The organism is Bradyrhizobium sp. B025, assembly GCF_042257955.1.
Taxonomy (GTDB): domain Bacteria; phylum Pseudomonadota; class Alphaproteobacteria; order Rhizobiales; family Xanthobacteraceae; genus Bradyrhizobium; species Bradyrhizobium diazoefficiens.
Map to the genome: position 1 here is coordinate 8,202,603 of NZ_CP170150.1, position 21,783 is coordinate 8,224,385.

The window sequence follows — 21,783 nt, forward strand, 5'->3', positions numbered from 1 at the left end:
TGTTGCGGGGCGGGCGTGGCGGGAAAGGTCGGCGCCGATCTCATGTGGTCAGCGATTAGCTGGCTGGTGGGGGTATGGGTCGTGGCCATATGTCCACTCGATTCTAAATTGGTGGTTTCCCTTTGAACGAGAACCTGAGCGACGTGCCCTGCCGCGGCGTCGACGGCGACGCGGTCGCCTCTTCCTCAGTGGCGTAGGGGCCGGAGTACTCAAAATTGAGCGCAACCTTCCACCGGCCTTTATGGCGCGACACGAAGTATTGAACGCCAGCCATAAAGCTTGCTCCGGCCTCGCCCCTGTGATCGACAGATGGCCTTACTCTGCAAATCTGCCGCGGTCGCCTCAACTACCGAATTTGGTGGGCTCGGAAGGAGCAGCGCCTTGTAGTGATAGGGCTGGACTGTTGCTGTGACCGGGGAGACCAACTGCCGGGCCTTGGTCGCTTCCCTTATTCACGAGCGATCGCGGCTGCAATCGGCGAGATCGAGTGTCGAGAGCGAGATGTCGCCTAGCTGCTAGCCAGTCTTTTCTCTCTCGTTAGAGTCAAAGGCTGGATTGATGACGGATTGGGAGACGATCCACTTTTCCATTATGACCGTGATCCCAAGCTCTTGTTCCGTCTCAGCCCTCGGGAAAACATGCGTTCGATCGTCAAACTCGTCAGGGTCCCTCACGGTAGCAGCACGATTTGAGCCGAACCGCGTTGCCGCGCCCTTTCTATTGCCCCCCTGCACGCCCTGGGGAACGTCATTGGGATCTCCGTTCTTAATTAATAGTCTTTGACTGCAATACTGGGCGATATGATCCGGAAGCGCCGATAGCGGCGCCCGCTTGGCTTCTTCCCGTACTCGCGCTCCCACGTCGAAGTGTCAATCCGCACATCCGTCATGTTCGCTGATCGCCTCAAAGATTACAACCTTGCCCTAGCGACCGTGCTTCAGAGCGTCAATTCCTTCGAGCTGGTCGGGGTTGGGCTCGTCCTTGATGTTCCAACGGATATCGCAAGCCGCCGAATCTTCTCCAATCGAACAAGCGCCTCTTGGAGTAACGAGGCTCGGAATTTGCAAGTCGTCGGCGCGGGGTGGCGCTGCTCAGCCGTCCTTCGGAAATCCCTCCGTTCAATGCAGAAACACCATAGCGGCGGCACGCCTGACAGCTCTTTATTTCCGTCAGCTACAAATTCTTGTAGTTGACCCGCGCGGTGTCCTCCGGGCTGAATCGCGATCAACCCCACAGGAGAGCAAAGCTATGTCTCCACTAGAAGCAATCACCCGTTGGCTGGACTCACAAGATTTGGGCATGCAACTTGAGATCGCCGGTTTCGCGACATTCTTGGTTTTCGGGGATGATGACACTTTCACGCTCGGCGACTCGGAGCAGCTCGAGTCTCTTTACCGATGGTTGAACGAGCCAAGCTTGGCATCGGGCATCGCCGCCGAACGTGCCCTGACCTTTCGAGTGTACTTCGCTTCCTTGGCCGAGGATAGATCGACGGGCGCCGGATGGAAGCGAACCGAAGTGTTGGTGCGGAGAATTCTGAAAGACGCTACGCGAGACGGGAGGTTTGCCGCTGCCCGCAAGGCGCAAAGGATGCTTGAGCTCTTGCCCGCCCGAAAAGAGAGCTGGAATCAGGTCGTGAGATCCTGGAATGAATTGGCCGCGACGTATCTAACACACGAGGCTCTCAGTAGTTGGAGCGCCGCCGAGAAGCTCCGAGGCCTGAGGGCGATTTCAAGCACCAGCGTTCCTGTTGCTGGGCTTGGGTCGCCTCATCGAGGCGCTGCTTAATTCTGGTAAAGCCGCAATTCCCCTGTGCTGCGGGGCGAGCGTCTGCATGCACCTGTCGGATCCATGGCGGCCACGCTAGCCGCTTAAAAGCATGACAGCGCATTGAAACTGACCGTCAGGGCCACCGGAGGATATCTCCACCCGACCGGCGGCCCACTTGCGATGCTGTAGCACAAGAGCCGAAACCGGCATCTCAATGGCAGGCACGGCTTCGCGCTTTTCTTCGAACATATGCCAATGCCAGCGGGCCTAACACATCGAGATGAACGAAAGTCTCCGGATAGGCTATATCGTTTCGGTAGCTTCATTGCTCGAGAGCCGCTCAGGCCGATGTTCAGGGCCGTAAAAGGTGGTACGTCCGCCTGCCTTCGGCGCAGACGTGGCTGCTGCTCGACATGATGTCGCGGCGGCGTCAGTGCCGCTGCGAACGAAAACCGACAAATATCGGACAAAATCCGCAATTGGTGACGAAAAGTCCGGATTGGCTATATAATATGAGATCGTTGGATGGGGGAGCCCGATGTCGATCTATAACCCTTTGAGAGACAAGCTGGTCGCAAACAGCTCTGCCTCGCTCAAGATGACCTTTGCCGACATCGAGATGCTTATCGGTCGCTCCCTCCCGAAATCAGCGTATGAATATGATGCGTGGCGGGCCAACGAAGACCCCGTCAAAACAAATCACAGTCACAGCCTTGCGTGGACAGTTCCGGGGTATCAAGCCGAACCAAATCGATTGCAGCGGACAGTAACATTTCGGCGCAGGGGGTAGCATTTTCCGCAAAAGCGAATGCCTTGAACCTGGTTCGCTAATTCGACAATCGAGGATGCGTCGTGAATGAAAATGATCACGCGACACGACTAAGCCCGTATCGACAAGACATGATATTTCTTATCGCAGTAGCCTCTCCCTCCGTTGGCAGCAAGCAAGGGGCGGCCGGGCGCCGATACGCGTGCCGAGCTCGATCTTGGCGTCCCTCATCTCCGCCAGCAGAGCCACGGGATCGAGCGTGCGATAGCTCTCGAAGGCGCCGTTCGTTTGACGCCTTTGCTCAGCTTCGGATGCGCGAGAGCGCACTCAGGGATCATCGCCGCTTCGAGTTTGGGACGGAGCGGATCGGCGACCTTGCCGAACTGCGCCGTTGCAGCTTCTGCATCGAACTCGGTGACGATGAAGGCGAAGACGACACGGCGCCCGGTCTTCCAGCAACCGGCTCACGTGGCTGTTGGAGATGGGTGCCGTAGTCGGCCGCTCCGAGCGCAGTCGTTCAATACCGAACTCGGCTGGGAGTTCTGTGAGAGCTCCTGGAATAGCCAGTTCTCGGGATGTCGCTCGGCCTGTTTCGCGGCTCAAATTTCATGTATCGAAGAGGGTACTGGCCGTGATCGAGAAGGCCAGCCGCAGCAAGAAATTCTGGACTCTTAACTCGATGCGGCGCCGAGCCTTATCGCCGGCCCCTACACACGCCTCCGTCTTACTGCGGATGCATCGTCCGCCCGGAACGAAATGGATTGAATGCGGCTCGTCCGTCGAAGCTTCGCCGTAAGCGGGAACACTTGCATCCAATGGCCGACGAACGGTCGATACGGGCGGAACGAGGACACGCGGAGCAGCTGCAATCAGGAAACTGACTCGCTGTCGATGCGCTGACTCTTGTCATGCTGATGTGCTCGAAGCCGCGCAGGACGGGTAACCGCGATTAGACATTTTCGGGTCAAGCCACTTAATCAACAGTCGGCGGACAGCATCCGCGACCGACCCGACATGCACTTTGCCCATCGACCGGCCGCTCAGGCGGCGCTTGCGACCCCGTCAACTACCAACCCTTGCAGTTGATGGAGGTGGCGGAAACGTGGCAATCGTCGTCAATATCCCGTCGGGGGCGTCGAATTCGAAACTGGGATTCAGAAGAATAAAAAAATTGCTAGCGGGCACGGTAGCCCTCAACACGCTGGCTGCTCCTGCCTCTGCCGTTGATCCGGCCGCGCGGCCTTACTTCAAAGCGCCTCCGGCGGTCATTCCGATCTATGATTGGAGCGGCTTCTACGTCGGCAGTGCTGGGACGTGGTCAACGCCGGCGGCGTGGTCGTCGCTCCGCCCGTTGGCATGGGGCGCCATCATGCGACGGGAGGCACGGTGGGCGGTCACATCGGCTACCGCTGGCAAATAGCGAACTCGGTGTTCGGTCTGGAGACGCAGGGCAATTGGGCCGATTTCAAGGGCTCCAACGCGAACCTTGCTTTCGCAGGCGTCCGGGATGACTCCACGCTTGATGCATTCGGCCTGTTCACGGGCCAAGTCGGCTATGCTTGGAATAACGTGCTGCTCTATGTAAGAGGTGGGGCTGCAGTCGTCCGTGACAAATACCGGGTCTCCGATTTTGCGACCGGGCTCACTATCGACAACGGCAGCGAAACTCGTTGGGGCGGCACGGTAGGGGCGGGCCTTGAATTTGGCTTTGCTCCGAACTGGTCCATCGGCGTTGAATACGACCACCTGTTCATGGGTCGTCGGGATGTGGATTTCTTTTTTTCACCCGGACTCGTGGGTGTTCCGGTGGGCACTTTTGCAGGGACTGCCCGTATCGGTCAGGACGTCGATATCGGCTTGGTCCGTGTGAACTACCGGTGGGGTGGCGTGATCGCCACGACCTATTGATCGATCTTCGCCAAAATGGCGCGGGTTCGCACCAATATCCTGAGCCGCATCGCGGCATAGAAACCTTGGCAACAGGGACTCGCATCAATAGCGCTATCGGCTTCTTGTCGGTACATCGGCTCGAGCTGGTTAGGCGTGGTTCAAAGGAATCTGGCTGATCTGGTTATGACGCAGCGCCACGGCGAGATCGCGGCGAACTCAAGCGTGCTGCCGTGGTCGAACGCCAGCCGCTTAGTGGCTGGCTGCGCCGATTTCCCGGCCCCGTGCCTCCACCTGCATCACCGTCGGCTTTCCGGCCGTCGGAGAATGATGAGGCAAAAAATAGTTTTGTCGACCGTCGTAGTTAACCCGGCCCTCGCTTAGGGAGACACAGGTCATCGATTACAATCGTTCCGGTCGGCCGCAGCACGCTCATCGCACAGGCAGCGCACTGAAATGCGAGCCGAGGTGCGAGCCGGGCGCACCTTCGTGCTACGACTTGGTCGACCAGGTCGAGGCCGCACTGGCCACCTCGGACGAAAGGCCGACGAGCGGTCGAAGCGGCGCTCGTGCGAGGGTGGGACATAACGTCGACGACGTGATGGCTTGCGTCATCGTCGCTGCCGATCTCTGCGCCCGATCAGCCTGCCGAACCCCCGCTGGCGCGGATCAATTGGGAGCGCCTCGGAGAGCGGATGCAAAATCTCGAGAGGTGGATCGGCAGCGCTGAAGCGGAACTCTTGTGTTAGGACAGAAACGCGGCTGTCATCCGAGCCGCATTGCCAGCGTCTGCTCGTAGTAGATCACCTCCGCGAAGCCACGGCCGAGGAAGACCGCCAGTGGGTCGGCGACGAAATCAAACGCGAAGGGGGATGAAGAACAAATCGGTTTGCCTGATCCGACCGGGCTGCAATGAAGATGACCCCCTTTGACAGGGTTGCCCCTCTTTACAACTTCCGATTGCGTGATAGTAATCCCCTCTAGCCCTAAGAGGGGGGCGGCCGTGGCGATCATCGAGAACATTCGTCTGCTCAAGGGCGTAGCCGTGTTGCGCTGATTGACTTCATGAAGGTGGTTGACGAGACCCACCTCACCGACCTGCGGAAATACTGTAAACCCTAGCCGCCATCAGCAATGGAGCGCATGTACCGGCTTAACCCAACAAACCATCTGTGTGTCCGGCTTTGTCGCGCTGCAATCAAGACGCCACGATGAGGAGGTCCGGTTCTATGCCTTTGTCATGCTGGCGGGTGACGGCGACGACTATCGGCGCCTGCCGCTGTCAATGCCGCTAGCATGAATAAAATGGGCTAGATACGGCCGAAAGTCGCCCACACCCCGTCTTCGCCGTCCCAGCTGCCGCGGCTCGCCGCCTTGGAGTACTCCGTGGCGCGCTGCTCGAAGAAATTGGCGTGCTCGACGCCATTGAGAATCTCGACGAGCCACGGCAGCGGATGCGCCTTGAGCTGGGTGAACCCGCCCTCCTTCGCCTCGAAGAAGCCGAAGACCGGGGCAATCCGGAGTTGGGCCAGTCGCCAGTCGGCGACGTAGCGGACGTAGGCGTGGATATGCTCAGGCAGCATCCCCTCGATCTTGCCAAGGCCGAAGGCGAGCTCGACGAAGTTCTCCTCCAGCTTCACCATGGTCTTGGCTACGTCGACAATGTCGTCGCGGACGGGGCGCGTCACCGCGCCGGTTTCGCGGTGCCATTCGTGAAATAGCTTGATGATGCCCTCGCAGTGGAGACTCTCGTCGCGCACTGACCAGCTTACGATCTGTCCCATGCCGTTCATTTTGTTGTGGCGTGGGAAGTTGAGCAGCATGGCGAAGCTGGCGAACAAGGCCATGCCTTCGGTGAAGGCGCCGAACATCGCCAGGGTACGGGCGACATCCGCCACGCTGTCGACGCCGAACTCGTGCATGTAGTCCGCCTTGGCGCGCATCTGCGCATAGCCGCGGAATGCCTCGAACTCGGTCTTAGGCATACCGAGCGTCTTGAGTAGCAGGGCATAGGCGTCGATATGAACCGTCTCCATGTTAGTGAAAGCGGCCATCATCATCTGGACGGTGAGTGGCTGGAAGATCGGAATGTACCGCTTGAAATAGTTGTCGCCGACCTCGATGTCCGACTGAGTGAAGAAACGGAAGATCTGGGTGAGCAGCGCGCGCTCGCTGTCGGTGACGCGGCCCGAAGCCCAGTCGTTGAGGTCGGCGCCGAGCGGCACCTCCTCGCCCATCCAGTGGGTCTGCTGCTGGCGCTTCCAGAACTCGTAAGCCCAGGCATAGCGATCGACGTCGTAGCTGCCGGTCGAGTCAAGGAGGCCGACGCGTCCCTTGCCGATCAACGTGCGCGGATCGGCGCGCGATAGATCGATCACTGACATGCGAGGCACTCCTCATAGTCGGTGCGCTGCCGCGCCGGCTGCTGCGTCGGCGTTGCATCCCCGGCAATCTTGCCGGCGAACGCCGCGCGCGAGATCGACTTTGATCGACAGTAGTAGAGGCTCTTCACCCCACGCTTCCACGCCGTCCAGTGCAGCATGTGGAGGTCCCACTTATCGACGTCGGCCGGCAGATAGAGGTTGATCGACTGGCTCTGGCAAATCAACGCGGCGCGGTCGGCGGCAAGCTCGACGATCCAGCGCTGGTCGATCTCGAAGGCGGTGCGAAAGATCGCTTTCTCGTGCTCCGACAGGACGTCGAGATGGGCGACCGATCCGTCGTGCGCGATGATCGACTCCCAGGTCGCCGAGGTGTCGGCGCCTTTCGCGGCCAGCACCTTAGCGAGGTGCGGATTGCGCACCGAGATGGCGCCGGATAGCGTCTTGTGGGTGTAGATGTTGGCCGGGATCGGCTCAGTGCAGGCGCTGGTGCCCCCGCAGATGATGCTGATCGAGGCGGTCGGCGCGATTGCGATCTTGTGGCTGAAGCGCGCCATCACGCCGCGTTCCAGGGCATCCGGGCACGGGCCACGCTCGCGAGCGAGCGCCACGGATGCGGCGTCGGCTTCGCGACGGAGTTTTCGGAACATGTTCAGATTGAATGACTTGGCCAAGGTACCCTCCATTGGAATGCCCTTGGCCTGGAGAAACGAGTGGAAGCCCATGACGCCGAGGCCAACGGAGCGCTCGCGCAGGGCGGCGTAGCGGGCACGCTTCATTCCGTCCGGCGCCACCGTGATGAAGTGCGTGAGCACGTTGTCTAGGAAGCGCATGACGTCCTCTATGAAGCCGGGCTCCTCATTCCACTGGTCCCAGGTCTCGAGGTTGAGCGACGACAGGCAGCAAACCGCGGTGCGCTCCTCGCCGCGATGATCGATGCCGGTCGACAGGGTAATCTCGCTGCACAGGTTGGAGGTCGAGACCTCGAGGCCGAGCTCGCGCTGGTGCTTGGGGAGCGCACGGTTCACGGTGTCGATGAACAAGAGATAAGGCTCGCCGGTCTGCAGCCGGTTCTCAAGGATGCGTTGCCACAGCTGGCGGGCGTCGATCTCGCGGACGACCTCGTTAGTCTTCGGGCTGCGCAGAGCGAATGCGGTGCCGGCGCCCACGGCACACATGAACTCGTCGGTGACGTTGATGCCGTGATGTAGGTTGAGGCTCTTGCGGTTGAAGTCACCAGACGCCTTGCGGATCTCGAGGAACTCCTCGATCTCGGGATGGTGGATATCGAGATGGACCGCCGCCGAGCCGCGCCGCAACGAGCCCTGGCTGATCGCCAGCGTGAGGCCGTCCGTGACGTGGATGAACGGGATGATGCCCGAGGTGACGCCGCCCCTCGCCTTCTCGCCGATTGAGCGAACATTACCCCAGTAGGTGCCGATGCCGCCGCCATTGGAAGCAAGCCAGACGTTCTCGTTCCAGGTGCCGACGATGCCTTCGAGCGAGTCCGACACTGAGTTAAGGAAGCACGAGATCGGAAGGCCGCGCGTCGTGCCGCCGTTGGAGAGCACCGGTGTGGCCGGCATGAACCACAGCCGAGACATCGCATCATATAGACGTTGGGCATGCGCAACATTGTCCGCGAAGGCGCAAGACACTCGGGCGAACATGTCCTGGAGGCCTTCGCCGGCGAGCAGATAGCGGTCGGTCAGCGTCAGCCTACCAAACGAGGTCAGCAGGTCGTCGCGCGACCGATCGAGCGAAAGGTCAGACGGAGTTGGCGATCGCGCGGGGGGCCTCGGCAGGGGAGCCGGCAATGCTGGGGGCTGCACAAGACACAGTTCAGGTGTGGTAGGCTTTGCCTGCGCTGAGGGCTGCCGCACACTCGGCAGCTCAATGAGATGACCATACTGATCGAAATCGTAAGACGCCGACATCGGCAACCCCGTGATATTTGGGGGCTGGGACCGTGCGGACGACTTGCGAGGGGACCGGGCAAATGTCCCCGGCTGCAAGCGACCCACCGGGCACCCCGCCCGAGGACATGGGTTCTGTCGCGGTAGGTTTCCTGGCTCGCGGGTCGCTGCGGCTGTCGGCCTTCCCAGCGCTGTCGCGCTAATGCCTCGGAATAGCCGCTGCCGACACAATGGGTTCCCCCCTAACACCGTGCCACCATATATGCGAATTTAAAACCACTACGACACCACATATAGAAGCCTTTGCCCAGACTCGTCAAGACGGCACAGTCAAGTTAACCAGTTGGAGCAGCCCCGAGGTCGAGGTTCGAAATTCGCCGAGCGCCTGTCCTGAGAGCCTCACTCAAAAAACATAGATGTCTCAAGGCCTGGCCAATCGGCGAGTTAGGAGCCTCAGATGGGCGACGAGCGGCCAGGCGAGCTCGGTAGCGGCGGAACCTTCGAAGTCTTTGCAGAGATGCCCACATCTGCCGAGCCACGCAAAGGTGCGCTCGACGACCCAGCGCCTGCGATCGGCCAAGATGTGCTCAAACCTTTGGAAGTGGCGTCGCAAATTCTCCAACAGGGGAACAGCAACCCTGGACATCCTGAATGTTGGCATCGATCGGTTCGCGGTCCGCGAATTGAGTTGGGCCGGATCGGGTTTCGGTAGCCATACGCGTCTCGCCATTCATCGCTTTCTGTGGCCTTAGATCAAAAATTGTCTGGAGCCCGACCGCAAATCGATGCAGCCGCCCGTGGCAATATCCCAGCTTAGTGGATTTGACCCCGCCAGCTCTCACATCAGACGTGCCAACTTTGCCGAAGAGACGATTGGTATGCTTTTCGCAGGCCCGGCGAGCCGCCTCACGTGCTCAGTTGTCTGGCCGCGAACATAAGCCGTCCTGACCGAACGCGGTCATGTCAGGTTATTGGCAATCAATCCTAACGGGATGAGGCGGAGCTATGCTTGAGTCTGGGTGACGAGCCGATCCGGCGGCGCGGCCTTGCTGGGTCGGAATGAAGCCGTTCGCAACATTGGCGTGAGCGGCGGCGAAGAACCGTGTTGTATCTCACCAACGACCTTGAAGCCGTGACGTTGGTAAAAGGGAATGTTTTCAGGGTTCGAACTTTCGAGGTAGGCAACAATGCCGTCCTCATCGCATCGTTGAAGGGCGTAGTTCATCAGCAACGTGCCAAGCCCTTTTCCGACCCAGTTCGGATCGACGGCAATGAGTGGCAGATACCAATGTGGCTCGTGGGGACGATGTTCGGCCATTCTCCGCCGCAAGTGTGCCATATCCTCGGTAATCTCCGGGCGCAGGGATAGCGCCATGATTGCATCCAATGCCTCCTCATCTTGCTGCACGTTGGGAGGCAGCCACAGGGCCGCGCCACGAATCTCTCCCGCGACGTAGGCTGTGCCATGTGCAAATGCTCGGCCCCCACAGGCGTCAATGAACTGAGGCATGCTTCTAAGGTATTGCCTTGGGTCAGGCCAGCTCCAACGCATCAACGGATCCGCGGCAAAGCCGAGCACAATTGTCCAGACAGTGCTTGCACGAATGTTTGCGTTCGCAGATCTGATATCTGATTCTTCTGTCATGAAGTCGTTTCGGGGCTCTGTTTTGGCATTGGCCTTCCAAGGAGGAGCATGGCATCGACACATCTGACGGTGAGCGGAATGGATGCACCGACGGGGACTCGCCGGGTGCATTTGGTTTCCCTTCCGAGATCTCCGCCTGTCTCAGACGGCTGACTTTGACGGCCACTTCGGACGAAGGCTCCTTGGTAGGCAATGCTTGGATCTACATATTCCTGGCGGGCTTCTGCGCTTCCACGCCCTATCTGGAACCCGCCCCGCCCTTCCCAAGGAAGCTCCGACGTTCTCAAGGTCGACACGGTTCGGCAGCCTGCAACCGTCCGCGAAGGGAATGACATGAGGACGCCTTTGATATTGCAAGTGCGAAGAAGTCAGGGCATGGCGAACATCGGGCGATGGCTGCCTGAACCGGGCTCCGGCACGAGCAAACAGCCAGCCAAGTGTCGCGCGTCGAGGTCCAGACTAGGCAAGGAATCATCACCTCGTCTCGTATTGAGCGGTTCTCGTAAGTTTCTTGGTCAAAACACATGCTAAGTGCGAAACCTCCATTGCCAACGTCGTGTCCGCGGTCACCGGCAGAGAGAGCTTTCGTCTGCGAGACTCATATGCGTAGTACAGCGGCTTTCCAATTATCGCATGTTGTCCGCGCTCCTTGATGTTCTTGTCTCGGCGCATCATCGCCGCGATTCGCGATTGTCGGATCAAGGCAACGGGACTGGATACCACGACGCTGCCGCCGTCGACCTACTGAACAACGCAACTTGGGATCGCGCGAGAGCTTTCGTGCATTGATTGATCGTCAGGCGTGTCGATCGCTCGCACAACGGCGTTAGCTCTATCGAGCGAAAACGTTGCTGTCGTGCCCTCGTCGTACTTGACGCCCAGGTCAGTTGTATCCGCCGCGATCCTTGCCATAGTGGGAAAGACAGCAGGCTGACGTAGTTGCGTGAGTAACTCTCGTAAAAGAGGTTTTTGGCCACAAGCGTTGATGGCTTCGTAGGACTTGTTCCAACTCACTCCCTGATCGGAACGGTTTGGAAGATTTCTTGGCGCTGGTATGCTTGCCACACCAGGTCCGAGATCCACGTGGTGAGTCATGTTGTTTCGTTCTGTCTTGGAAAACTGTAGTCGTCGGGGCAGCATATCAGAAGGCAATGTAGCGAAGACCTCCCCAGAATAGGTAGGGATCTATCCGCCCTTGATGCTGAGTTGGCCCGGGTTCAACCTTGAGCATAGTCTGTCGAACGCCATCCGGAACTGCCCCCTTTTCGTCATGAAGAACTGCCCCCACCATCGGACGTTTGATGGTCGCTTCCGCCGGTGACGGGACGGAGGGAGGCGGAGCCGACCGGACGGCCGTCACCGGCGGTCGGCGGTTTGATGAAGCCACTCTTGGCGCGGAGTCGGTAGCTGTCGCCGCGGATCGTCAGCACGTGGCGGTGGTGCAGGAGCCGGTCGAGGATCGCGGCAAGAAGACGCGCCTCCAGTAGACGATCCACCGGAAGCGGCGGATCTGCTTTGAGGCCGTCGTCTACGTTCGCCAGTCGACGGCAGACCAGGTCATCAACAACCGCGAGAGCGAGCGCCGCTAGTACGGCTTGGCCGACCTTGCCCGGCAGCTGGGCTGGAGCGAGGTGGCCGCAATCGACGACGAACTCGGTCGCTCTGGTGGCGGCACCGCGCGTCCCGGTTTCGAGAAGCTGCTCGCCGCCATTTGCGAAGGGCAAGTTGGCGCTGTGGTCTCGAGTGAGGCCTCTCGGCTGGCGCGCAACGGCAGGATTGGCATACGCTCCTGGAGTTCTACGGGCTCGTTGGAACACTGATCGTCGATGAGGATGGCGTCGACGATCCTCGCCATCCCAACGATCGCCTTCTGCTGGCATGAAAGGCACGATGAGCGAGATGGAGCTGTCTATCGTTCGGCAACGCTCGCTTGAAGCCTTGGAGCAGAAGGCACGCAGGGGTGAGCTCTTCCTCAACGTCGCCATCGGCTATCTCAAGGTCTCCAACGATCGGATCGACAAGGACCCTGATCGGCGCATTCAGGAGGCGCTCGCACTCGTGTTCACCAAGTTTGCCGAGATGCAGACACCGCGCCAGGTCCACCTCTGCTTACGGCAGGAGCGAATCACTTTGCCCGGGGGGCGGCCATGGCCCCGAGGGCCGCCACGTCGAATGGAAGTTACCAGTGTACAATACGATCTACCACATCCTGACCAATCCCGCCTATGCTGGCGCCTATGTCTTCGGGCGCTCGGGCAGTCGGGTGACGATCGAGGCCGGCCGCAAGAGGATCGTGCGGGGCTTCCGGCGCGAGCGCAACGACTGGGAGGTTTTGATCAAGGACCACCATGAGGGCTACATTACGTGGGCGGAGTTCGAGAAGAATCAGGGCCTGATCACCGACAACGCCAACGGAAAACGCTTCATGAGTCGAGGCTCGGTTCGCAGCGGCGAAGGCCGGCTCGCGGGTTCTTCGTTGCGGCCACTGCGGCCGCAAACTTCACGTTACCTACAGCGGTACGCACAGTACTGTCGGGCGGTATCATTGCCGCGGTAGCCAGATCAACCATGGTGGAGACCCGTGCATCTCATTAGGCGGTCTGCGCGCGGATCGCGCGATCAGCGCGGAGGTCATCGCGCGGCTGCAGCCGCTGGGTATACAGGCAGCGCTGGCGGCCATGGAAGCGCGCGGCTGTGAACACGCCGACAAGCTGCGTCAGCTCGAGTTGACTCTGGAGCAGGCACGCTACGAGGCAACTCGCGCTCCTCGGCGATACGAGGCTGTCGATTCGGACAATCGCCTTGTTGCCGGCGAGCTGGAGCGGCGCTGGAACGAACGCCTGGTCGCTGTCCGCGAGCTTGAGGGCAAGCGCGACACGTTGTTGGCTACGCCGGAGATGACGTTGAGCGACATCGATCGCGATCGGTTACTTGCGCTTGATTCCGAACTCAAGAGAGCTTGGGAAAGTCCGGGTGCAACAGCTGCGACGCGCAACAGGATCATCCGAAGCTTCATCAATGAGATCGTTGTGCGCATGCGCGACGAGGTGCTGGACTTGATTGTCCACTGGCATGGCGGCGATCACACGGCATTGCAGGTGAGGAGGAACCGCACCGGCGAGCACCGCGGCGGATGTGGTCGATCTCGTTCGTGTCCTCGCGCGTCAGATGCCCGACAGCATCATCGCCGCGGTTCTCAACCGCGCCAGTAGGTCGACAGGGCGTGGCAACAGTTGGGCCCGCGTCCGCGTCCGCGTTCGCAGTCTGCGCAACCAACACGCCATCGCGGCCTACCGAGAGGACGAGCGCGCCCAGCTGCGTTGAAAGTCAGTCCTTCGACGGCTCGCCGTCTGATCGAAGAACAGAGCTTGCCTGCGCAGCAGCTGTGCAAAGGCGCACCGTGGATGGTCAAAGCGGTTGATCTGGAACATCCCCAAGTCAAGGGCGCGGCGGTTCCGGCGGCCATCGTCTGGCGATCCGGGTCAAAAAGAAACTCAACTCCAAGGGGGTAGCGAGGTGGGCAGCATGAACCTGACTCGAGCGCGCGAGCAGCAGCACGTTCTCGCCGTTGGCGATCCAACGTGACGGCGGCCAGGTCGCGGATCTGCTTCGGTCGATCGACGGCTGCGTCTATGATCCTTGCGCACGACCTCGCGCTCGCACAGTAGGATCAGCGTCTCACGCGCCGACAGGTTCACGCGCGCCGTCTCGTCGGGCAGGTTGTCGAGCTGGTCGCGGATGCCGGAGAGCTGCGAGCGCGCCAGCATGGCCCCCAGCCAATCGATTGGTGCTTCGGTGACCTTCTTTGTACGCACCATCAGAAGCTCCCTCCGATCGTAGCTTCGTATTCGGCAAGAGGACGTAACAACGAGGGCAGTGGTGAAGGCGCCGGCACTGTCGGTGTCGCGGTTGCTGGTTGGCAGACCGCGCCATCGCGACAGGCAACCCCGTCGAGGTGGGCGAACTCGACGATCCGCAGCCGGCGATCCTCCGATTGCCTGTGACCGCAACCTCGCGCATGCCATGGTGGATGCGCACCTCGCCAGCCGCGACCGTCACCGCCACGCGCTCGCTGATCAGCCGCCAGGGTACCGTAGTTGTTCGTATCGATCTCGACAGCACAATCGTTGCCGACGACGCGGGCCAGTTCGCGCGGCGATCCGAGCGACGCCGAGCGGCTTCGACCGGTGTACCTCGTCACACGCAAAGCGAGTGATCGGCGCCACGCCCGTCGTGCCGTGGATACGTACGTTCGCCACCCCGCCCTCCCACTCGGCGAGATGCGTCTCGAATGCCTCCCAGCTCGCGAAGGAATGCCCCGCGATCACGCTCTTCTTCACGTAGCGGACGCCATTCTCCGTCTTGCCCTTTGTGCGCGCCCGATACGGTGCGCAGGCGCGAGGACGGAAGCCCCAATGCTTCGCGAACGTGATGAGCTTGTCGTCAAACTGAACCGACCGGCTCACCTGTCGTGGCGCACCACGAGCGCGCGTGGATTGTCCTTCAGCACTTCCTCCGGCAAGGTCGTGAATGCGCTCTCGAGCCCAGCGAACCAGTGCTCTTGCTTTTCGGCGCGGGTCGCCACGAACACAAATGCTTTGACCTTCGCCCCGCCGATATCGACCAGACGCTCGCCGAAGTCGATCTGTAGCTGCCGCCCCGGGGGCGTCTCGAACCGGGTCGTCGCCAGAGCTTCGGCCTTCAGTGCCTGGCGGTAGGGCTGCACGGCTGGTCGCAGCGTTCGCCGGCTGACCGCCAAGCCGTTTTCGGCCAACAGGTCGTGACGGACCGCATCCGCATTGCCGCGATGTCGAATGAACCTCTCGCGCAGCCAGCCTTCAAGGCCATGACCCGCTTCGCCCGCTCAGGCGACTTGAAGGCTTCACCCACCCGCGCCACGTAGTCCTTCACCGTCTGCAGCCCAGCTGGCGCGCAATCCGCTTCAGACCTCACCCACACACCCTCAGGTGCAACATCTCCGTCACGTCATCCGGCGTATTCATCACCTGCCCCTGTGAATTACTCCACGACAAGCCTTTGATTCGTTAGAGCTGGCCCCGCAAATTCGGACAGTAGCTTGAGTGGATTTTCTGCCTGACAGCGGCGAGGATTCTTGCTGCGAATCAGGAGCGAAGATGACGAAGAAGAGCCGCCGGACGCATTCTCCGGCATTCAAGGCGAAGGTTGCTTTGGCTGCGGTCAAAGGAGACAAGACACTGGCGGAGCTGGCGCAACTGTTTGATGTTCATCCGAACCAGATCACGATCTGGAAAAACCAGCTCCTGGAAGGCGCCGCCGGCGTGTTTGGGCATGACAAGACATCGGCCGAGACGCCGGTCGATTTGAAGGCGTTGCATGCCAAGATCGGCGAGCTGGCGTTGGAAAACGATTTTTTGTCCGGCGCGCTCACCAAGGCGGGCCTGCTGAGCGCAAAGCGATGATCGACCGCGGTCATGATCTTTCTATCGTGCGCCAGGCGAAGGTCCTGAAGCTGGCTCGCAGCACGGTCTACTATGAACCTCGGCCAGTTTCGGCCGAGGACCTTGCCTTGATGCGTCGGCTCGATGAGCTGCATCTCGATTATCCCTTCGCGGGAGCGCGTATGCTGCGATCGTTGCTGCGGCGGGAGGGGGTATACGCCGGTCGCCGCCACATCGCGACGCTGATGAAGCGCATGGGGATCGAGGCGGTCTATCGTCGCCCGAACACGAGCAAGCCGGCTCCGGGTCACAAGATCTACCCGTACCTGTTGCGCGGATTGAAGATCGAGCGGCCCGACCATGCGTGGGCAATGGACATCACCTACATTCCGATGCGGCGTGGCTTCGTCTATCTCGCGGCGGTCGTCGATGTGTTCAGCCGACGGGTCCTGGCCCATCGCGTCTCGATCACAATGGAGGCGGCCTTCTGCGTCGAAGCGGTCCAGGAGGCGTTGGCGAAGCACGGCAGGCCCGCGATTTTCAACACGGACCAGGGCAGCCAGTTCACCAGCCTCGAGTTCACCGATGTGCTGCTGGACGCGAAGATCGCCATCAGCATGGATGGCAAGGGCGCCTGGCGCGACAACGTGTTTGTCGAGCGGCTCTGGCGCACGGTCAAATACGAAGAAGTTTATCTCCGCGCCTACGACAGCGTGTCCGAGGCGCGAGCGTCAATTGCCAAGTATCTGGCCTTCTACAATCAGGGACGCCCTCACTCGAGCCTTGACGGGCGCACGCCCGACGAGGCTTACTTCGGCACGCAAGCTATGGTGATGGCCGCATGACCGTCGCCGACGATTTTGTCGTCGCTCTGGTCGGGCTACGCCCTCCCGACGCAACGACAAAATCGTAAAGCCCCGCGTTCAGCATAACCCGGCAGGAATCCACTTAAATCCAGCGGGGCGCTGTCCAAACAACCGGGGCCAGCTCTGTTCCTCGTTCATTCGCTCTCTCCTCGGCTATCCAAGGAGGGGGCAATTCCTCGTGACGTCGAGGGGGCAGTTTTCGATGGCGCGCGCGACAGCGAGCCGACTTTGTTGTATCAGTCTGGCTCTGCCCTTTGGCAGAGCCAGAAAGCCAAACAAGCTCGGCCGAAGCTGTCTCGATGGGAGAACTCCAGCCATCTTGGGACGTCAAACAGCACGCGCCATGTTCGATGCGGAGCGCGTTTTCGTACGATCGCTGTCGCTACTGTCGATCAGGTTGGCAGCAGCCATGTGCACTCCACGACAACATACTCCGGAATGCTGTCCAGCGAGGACTTGCCGACGGCCCGAATTTGACGCGTCTGAATGCCAACGGGCGATCGAAGCGATTACCCCTTCTGGGAGTAAAGAGTCGGAATTCGGTGGAGGAGCTCGCCCGGACCTCAACGACGAAAAATCAATGGGGCCGCGAGACGATGCAGTCCCGCGGCCTCGCCACCGGAATTTAGTGAAAAGACAGTTTAAGTATAAAATCCCTCAGCCGGTGTTCTTTCAAGTAGAACACCGTGTTCCAACACTTGCCAATCCGGACAGCTACGGGGAAACGCGTGCAACCGCAGACCAATGCGGCCGCGAGATCGATGAAGAAGCCGGTAAAATTACGGTTCGCCTGTCCTATTCGCCTGTCATAACGGGTGCCAAGCGTCGAAAGAGTGTATCAGCGAGCAGAAGCAGCGCTCGATGCTATGCGCTGTTTGTAGTCGTCGGCGTCGTGCGTAATGGTGATCCTGCAGGTGCCGTTTGAGCGTATCATTGCTGTTGCGCTGATTGCGCGATGTTCGTGCATAACTGCCGGTTGCCGAGGCCCGCTTCAGCGTACGGCTTCCGTTCGCTTAAACCATTTCCTCGGTAAGCCAATGTAGTAGCCGCGCATGCGAAGCTCTGCCTCTCATCTATTGATGTGTTTCGCAAGCGGAACACACCACCGACACGATTGATTATTGCCTCACGCATCTCACGCGCATCGCGTGACGGAGACTTCGCGACGACCGACCTAGTGCTGACGCCAGAGGCCGCCACGCCAGCGGCCGGATCGGTACTCGCGGCTCGTTGCTGGGAAGTCCGGCCTTCAGACCGGCGTGTCGTAGGTGATGGGATAACGCTCTGGAAACGGCCCTCCTGCGTAGTCAATCTCCGCGGCGGGACGGACGCCCCGGATTTGCAGGATGCGGCGAACGATTTCCGGAACTTGGATGCGGCTGATCTGGTCGCCGAGGCAGGTGTGCATCCCGTAGCCCAGATGCATGTAGACCGACTCCGGCCGGTCGATCGCGAAGCTGGACGGCGCCGGCAGTTGCAAGCCATCGCGCATCGCCGACCGGGTCGAGATCAGCACCGTGCTGCCGGCCTTGATTGTCGTCGCGCGCAGCGAGCCCTTGGCTATCCGGTAATCGGTCCGGCAGTGGCGCACCACGAACGGATTGATCGGGTTGAAGCGCAGCGCTTCCCAGCAATAGCGATACATCAGATGGTCGTTGTTGCTGCTGGCGACGTCGATGGCCTCCTTCAGGATCCTCGGGCGCTTGAACAACTCGTCGAGCAGCTGCACGATGGCCGCCGATGTGGTCTCAATCCCGCCGACCAGTGTGCCCATCATATTGGTAATAATGCGTTCGTCGGCGAAGCCGATCGAATCGTCAAAATGGCTATTCAGCAGGCGGCTGAACACGTCCTCGAGCGGCGCCCCATTTTTCAGCTGCTCGCGCCGCTGCGGGAGCAGTTGTGTCAGATAGGCGCGCATCTCCTGCCCAGCGTCAATGTTGTCCTGGTGCACCTTCGGATCTTTGTCCAGGTTGTGAAACATGTCATATTGCGTCGCGCGCGACCAGCGGAACATCGAGGCCAGATCGGGGCCGGGAAAGCCGAAATATTCTCGGGTCAGCTGAATGGGCACCAGGCGCGACAACGTGCTGACCACCTCGATCTGGTTCTGGGTATAGATCTGCTTTTCGACAGACGCATTGGCGAGGCTGCGCACCTTCTGGCGAATTGCCGGCAGATCCTCCATGCGCATGAAGGCGCGCATGATACCCTTGTCGCGCTGGTTTATTTCGGTGCAGTCGCGGCCGAGCATGAAGGGGCCGACCGAAGGGTCCATCATTGGCGCATAGGTGACGTTGAAGATGTCGGGGCGGCTCAGCGCTTCCTGCACGTCGGGGAAGCGGGTGATGAACACCGGCCCCGCGGCGCCCAACGCCAGGTTGGGCCTGACGCGCCGGATGAATGCGAACAATGCATCCGGATGTTTGGCGATCATCCATTTCAGGAACTTCGCCGCCGGCCCCTGTTTCTGTTCCGCCATTGCTGCCGCACCCTAACTCCGAAAAGCTTCGCCTGGTCGGTCGATCCGGGCTTCCGTCCACCTTTCCCCCTGCGGGAGCGAGATGGTCTTCGCTATTGCTCCAGTTGGAGCTGACCCAATCAATTTCAGATCGACTTGAGGAACTCGATGATTGCGTTGCGCTCCTCCGGAGACAGCGCAGGGCCAATGACGCCCTCATGCTTCTCGTTCGAGAATTCGTGGCCGGTATTGCGATTGGCGGGCCTCGACGTATCGATGATGAAGTAGCCCTTGCTGTCGTAGGTCCTGCCTTCAGGAGCGACCGTCCGTGTCACGATACCGACGCGGACAGGATCGAAGCTGGGCTCACCGAGCAGGAAGACTTGTGGGCGCTCCGCAACCGGGCTGAGCAGATCGTAGATCGTCGGCACCGAGCCGTTGTGCAGGAACGGCGCAGTCGCCCATACGCCGTTCAGCGGACGCGCCTTATAGCCGAAACCTGCCGCTAGACAGTTCGGCCGATCGCCTTCGATCTCCGCTTGGACCGTCCCGGTCGACCGAAGCCATTCGTCGATGCCGGATTGGACCACGGCGCCGAGCGCAAGCGCGTAGAGTTGCATCGCATGGTCCGAGAGGTGGATCGTATCCAGCGTGTTGTCAGCCTTCCGTTGGCAGACATCGATGTCGAGGCCGAGCCCTGGGCTGCTCTGGCCCGCCCTGGCCAGTTCGCTGCCGGCGGTGTCCACGGTGCGATTGCGCAGCACGTCGCCCTGGGCCGGATCGGTGCCGATATGGCTTTGCTTGATGATCTTGACGTTGAGTACGGATTCCCTCGTCTGCTTCTCCTGCCCATCGCGACCGCGCCAGCGGATAGGGCCGAAGTTCTTCCAGAACTCCGCGTCCGGGGCCTTGCCGTGCACGATGTCCGGCGTCAGCGCTGGAAGATGGCAGCCGCTGCAATGTTTGTCGTAGAGTTGGGCTCCCACGGCGGCCTTGGCTTTGTCGATCGCAGGAAAGCTGTCGGGCCAGGCTGGCGCATTCAGTCCGGTGAAGGCTTTCGCCACCAGCGGCAGGTCCTTTCCAGCGAGCTGTTGTTCGATCCAGTGCAGATTATCGAAGGGGATGCTGCTGGCAAAACGTCCCCCCTTGGGCGGGGCGGTGAGGTTGAGCTCCGCCGAAACCCCCATCGCCTCGCCGGCATTGCGCACCAATGGCTGCATAATCGAGCCGTCGTACTGCACCCAATCGAACCATGACGATGTCCAGATGTGCGGGTAGCTGACAGGGGCGTTGAGGTTGACGTAGTTGCCGTAGCGCTTGGGGTCGAGTGCGAACACCTGGTTGCCGATGCGATTGAGCGCATCGAGGCGGGTAAACCCTTCCGTGACGTCGATCCCAGCGGGCTGATCGATCAGAGCACCAAGTATTCCATCGAGCTCCTTGGACAGTTGGACGCGTGTAAGATCGCTGTACTCGGTTCCTAAAACGCGCTTCGCGAACCGCCCGAAGCGACCGTCGAAGAAGGGTAGCTTTGCCGACAAAGCGGTCTGTGCGAGCGCAGCGCGGAGCGCATTTGTCAATTGACCGAGATCGGTCACGGCGGGGCCGCCTTCAATGACATAGCGCTTCTCTTTGAAGATCAGTTGGCCGGTATGGCACGCGGCACAGGTCAATCCAACGGCAGTCTCCTTACGCGAAAGTCCGCGGATCGACTGAAACGGCGAATATGCAAAGCCGATCGGCAAACCGTACTCATTGTTCTCGCTTTCGGCAGACTCTATGAATCCAAACCGCAGTAAATAGCGGTTGTCAGAAAACCGTTCTCGTTTGAAAAAGGGGATAGCGAAAGGCGAGTTCAGCGGCGCTTCCAGGGCGAGAAACCATGACAGCGGGATCGGTAAGGTCTGCGTGCCCTGGGCTTTATGATGGAATCGATCGGCGTCTTCGGCGTTCCAGCCCTGATCGAGCGAAACCTGCTCGCTCGCGGAAACCGGTTCAGGGAGACCAGGCGGCGTCAGAGCTTCGATTGTCGCGCCAAGCTGGGAGCTGGTCATGACTGCGATCAAAGCAATGACCACGATGATCGCCAGAAGAACAAGAAAGCGTCGCCACCAAAGGCGCCGAATTGCGCTGGTAACTGTCGACATGGCTCCCCCGTGTCAGCGAACGGCCTCCAGCAGAGAGCCGTGCAAACAGTAATACTACAACTACATGATCTTGTAGGCTTACCCCTGCTGTTGACGTCCTTGAGACGCGATCACTATTCTTTCTGACGTCACAATCGGTGGTCTGTGGAATGGGCGAACTTGACCGCATAACAAGAACATCTAGAGCGTTCGGACGAGCTCTTGTTCGAGCCGCCATCCCATCCTCGCGATCGAATTTGCAGTGACGTTGGGTCCGCTGTGGGAGATCGGGGGGCTGTAATCCGCGGGAACGCGAGCGAACGGAATTGGCCGGGCGCCTGAGGGCAATAGGCTCGCACTCGGAGATCAGGACTCCGTAGGGCGCAATGACCATGAGCATACATCCGGCCACGCCGATCACGATGATGCAGACGGCGAATTCGAGCCAAGCAACGCGGCTACCATTTAACGGCTTCGTTTGGCAAGCACGATGACGGCGCGGCTGACCTGAATTAGCAGCATCGGCGTCAGGCTGTAGCCCG

Annotated in this window: 12 protein-coding genes and 4 pseudogenes; 6 read left to right on the top strand and 10 right to left on the bottom strand. The window is 60.2% G+C overall.

Annotated features, from left to right (window positions below; genetic code table 11):
- Positions 1 to 2,308 precede the first annotated feature (2,308 nt).
- Together ACE10W_RS38815 and ACE10W_RS38820 are read left to right on the top strand one after the other, a co-directional pair.
- The gene (locus tag ACE10W_RS38815) at positions 2,309 to 2,560 is read left to right on the top strand and encodes a hypothetical protein (RefSeq protein WP_304549207.1); all 252 of its coding nucleotides are present in this window, start codon (positions 2,309 to 2,311) and stop codon (positions 2,558 to 2,560) included.
- A gap of 1,293 nt (positions 2,561 to 3,853) precedes the next feature.
- Positions 3,854 to 4,447 (top strand): outer membrane protein, encoded by a 594-nt coding sequence (locus ACE10W_RS38820; protein ID WP_011082835.1) that lies wholly within the window; start codon positions 3,854 to 3,856, stop codon positions 4,445 to 4,447.
- A gap of 744 nt (positions 4,448 to 5,191) precedes the next feature.
- On the opposite strand, the gene ACE10W_RS38825 is transcribed toward ACE10W_RS38820, so the two are convergent.
- From ACE10W_RS38825 to ACE10W_RS38850, 6 genes and pseudogenes are all read right to left on the bottom strand, one after another.
- Positions 5,192 to 5,449, bottom strand: coding sequence for a hypothetical protein (locus tag ACE10W_RS38825; protein WP_014490244.1), 258 nt, complete (start codon positions 5,447 to 5,449; stop codon positions 5,192 to 5,194).
- A 287-nt stretch (positions 5,450 to 5,736) separates the two neighbouring features.
- Positions 5,737 to 6,810, bottom strand: a complete 1,074-nt coding sequence (locus ACE10W_RS38830) for a ribonucleotide-diphosphate reductase subunit beta (protein ID WP_014490245.1) — start codon at positions 6,808 to 6,810, stop codon at positions 5,737 to 5,739.
- Positions 6,801 to 8,744: a ribonucleoside-diphosphate reductase subunit alpha gene (locus ACE10W_RS38835; protein WP_304549208.1), complete on the bottom strand. Its 1,944-nt coding sequence runs from the start codon at positions 8,742 to 8,744 to the stop codon at positions 6,801 to 6,803. The genes ACE10W_RS38830 and ACE10W_RS38835 overlap by 10 nt, the downstream gene beginning before the upstream one ends.
- A 400-nt stretch (positions 8,745 to 9,144) precedes the next feature.
- Positions 9,145 to 9,291: pseudogene (locus ACE10W_RS38840) on the bottom strand (transposase); the annotation flags it as partial.
- Positions 9,292 to 9,726: 435 nt separating this feature from the next.
- Complete coding sequence (locus tag ACE10W_RS38845; RefSeq protein WP_043900134.1) at positions 9,727 to 10,368, bottom strand: N-acetyltransferase; 642 nt, start codon at positions 10,366 to 10,368, stop codon at positions 9,727 to 9,729.
- Positions 10,369 to 11,636: 1,268 nt separating this feature from the next.
- Positions 11,637 to 11,840 (bottom strand): annotated as a pseudogene (locus ACE10W_RS38850) (ATP-binding protein); the annotation flags it as partial.
- Between the two features lie 159 nt (positions 11,841 to 11,999).
- Between ACE10W_RS38850 and ACE10W_RS38855 the strand changes: the two are divergent.
- The 3 genes and pseudogenes from ACE10W_RS38855 (at position 12,000) to ACE10W_RS38865 (ending at position 13,580) form a co-directional block, all read left to right on the top strand.
- Positions 12,000 to 12,188: a recombinase family protein gene (locus ACE10W_RS38855; RefSeq protein WP_231088716.1), complete on the top strand. Its 189-nt coding sequence runs from the start codon at positions 12,000 to 12,002 to the stop codon at positions 12,186 to 12,188.
- Between the two features lie 365 nt (positions 12,189 to 12,553).
- Positions 12,554 to 12,712, top strand: a pseudogene (locus ACE10W_RS38860) (recombinase family protein); the annotation flags it as partial.
- A 334-nt stretch (positions 12,713 to 13,046) separates the two neighbouring features.
- The gene (locus ACE10W_RS38865) at positions 13,047 to 13,580 is read left to right on the top strand and encodes a transposase (RefSeq protein ID WP_011082845.1); all 534 of its coding nucleotides are present in this window, start codon (positions 13,047 to 13,049) and stop codon (positions 13,578 to 13,580) included.
- 282 nt (positions 13,581 to 13,862) lie between these two features.
- On the opposite strand, the gene ACE10W_RS38870 is transcribed toward ACE10W_RS38865, so the two are convergent.
- Both ACE10W_RS38870 and ACE10W_RS38875 read right to left on the bottom strand, forming a co-directional pair.
- Positions 13,863 to 14,186 carry a hypothetical protein gene (locus ACE10W_RS38870; RefSeq protein WP_014490252.1) on the bottom strand — a complete coding sequence of 108 codons (324 nt, stop codon included), beginning with the start codon at positions 14,184 to 14,186 and terminating at the stop codon, positions 13,863 to 13,865.
- Positions 14,186 to 15,371, bottom strand: a pseudogene (locus ACE10W_RS38875) (transposase). Before ACE10W_RS38875 ends, ACE10W_RS38870 begins: the two are co-directional and overlap by 1 nt.
- 132 nt (positions 15,372 to 15,503) lie before the next feature.
- On the opposite strand from ACE10W_RS38875, the gene ACE10W_RS38880 reads away from it, so the two are divergent.
- A protein-coding gene (locus ACE10W_RS38880) for an IS3-like element ISRj2 family transposase (RefSeq protein ID WP_109866565.1) occupies positions 15,504 to 16,633 on the top strand; the annotation gives its coding sequence in 2 pieces (ribosomal slippage) (positions 15,504 to 15,756 and positions 15,756 to 16,633; 1,131 coding nt in all).
- Between the two features lie 1,270 nt (positions 16,634 to 17,903).
- On the opposite strand, the gene ACE10W_RS38885 is transcribed toward ACE10W_RS38880, so the two are convergent.
- Entirely contained in the window at positions 17,904 to 19,136 is a 1,233-nt protein-coding gene (locus ACE10W_RS38885) for a cytochrome P450 (protein WP_011082852.1), read from the bottom strand.
- Positions 19,137 to 19,261: 125 nt separating this feature from the next.
- The gene (locus ACE10W_RS38890) at positions 19,262 to 21,262 is read right to left on the bottom strand and encodes a cytochrome c (RefSeq protein ID WP_011082853.1); all 2,001 of its coding nucleotides are present in this window, start codon (positions 21,260 to 21,262) and stop codon (positions 19,262 to 19,264) included.
- Positions 21,263 to 21,783: the final 521 nt, after the last annotated feature.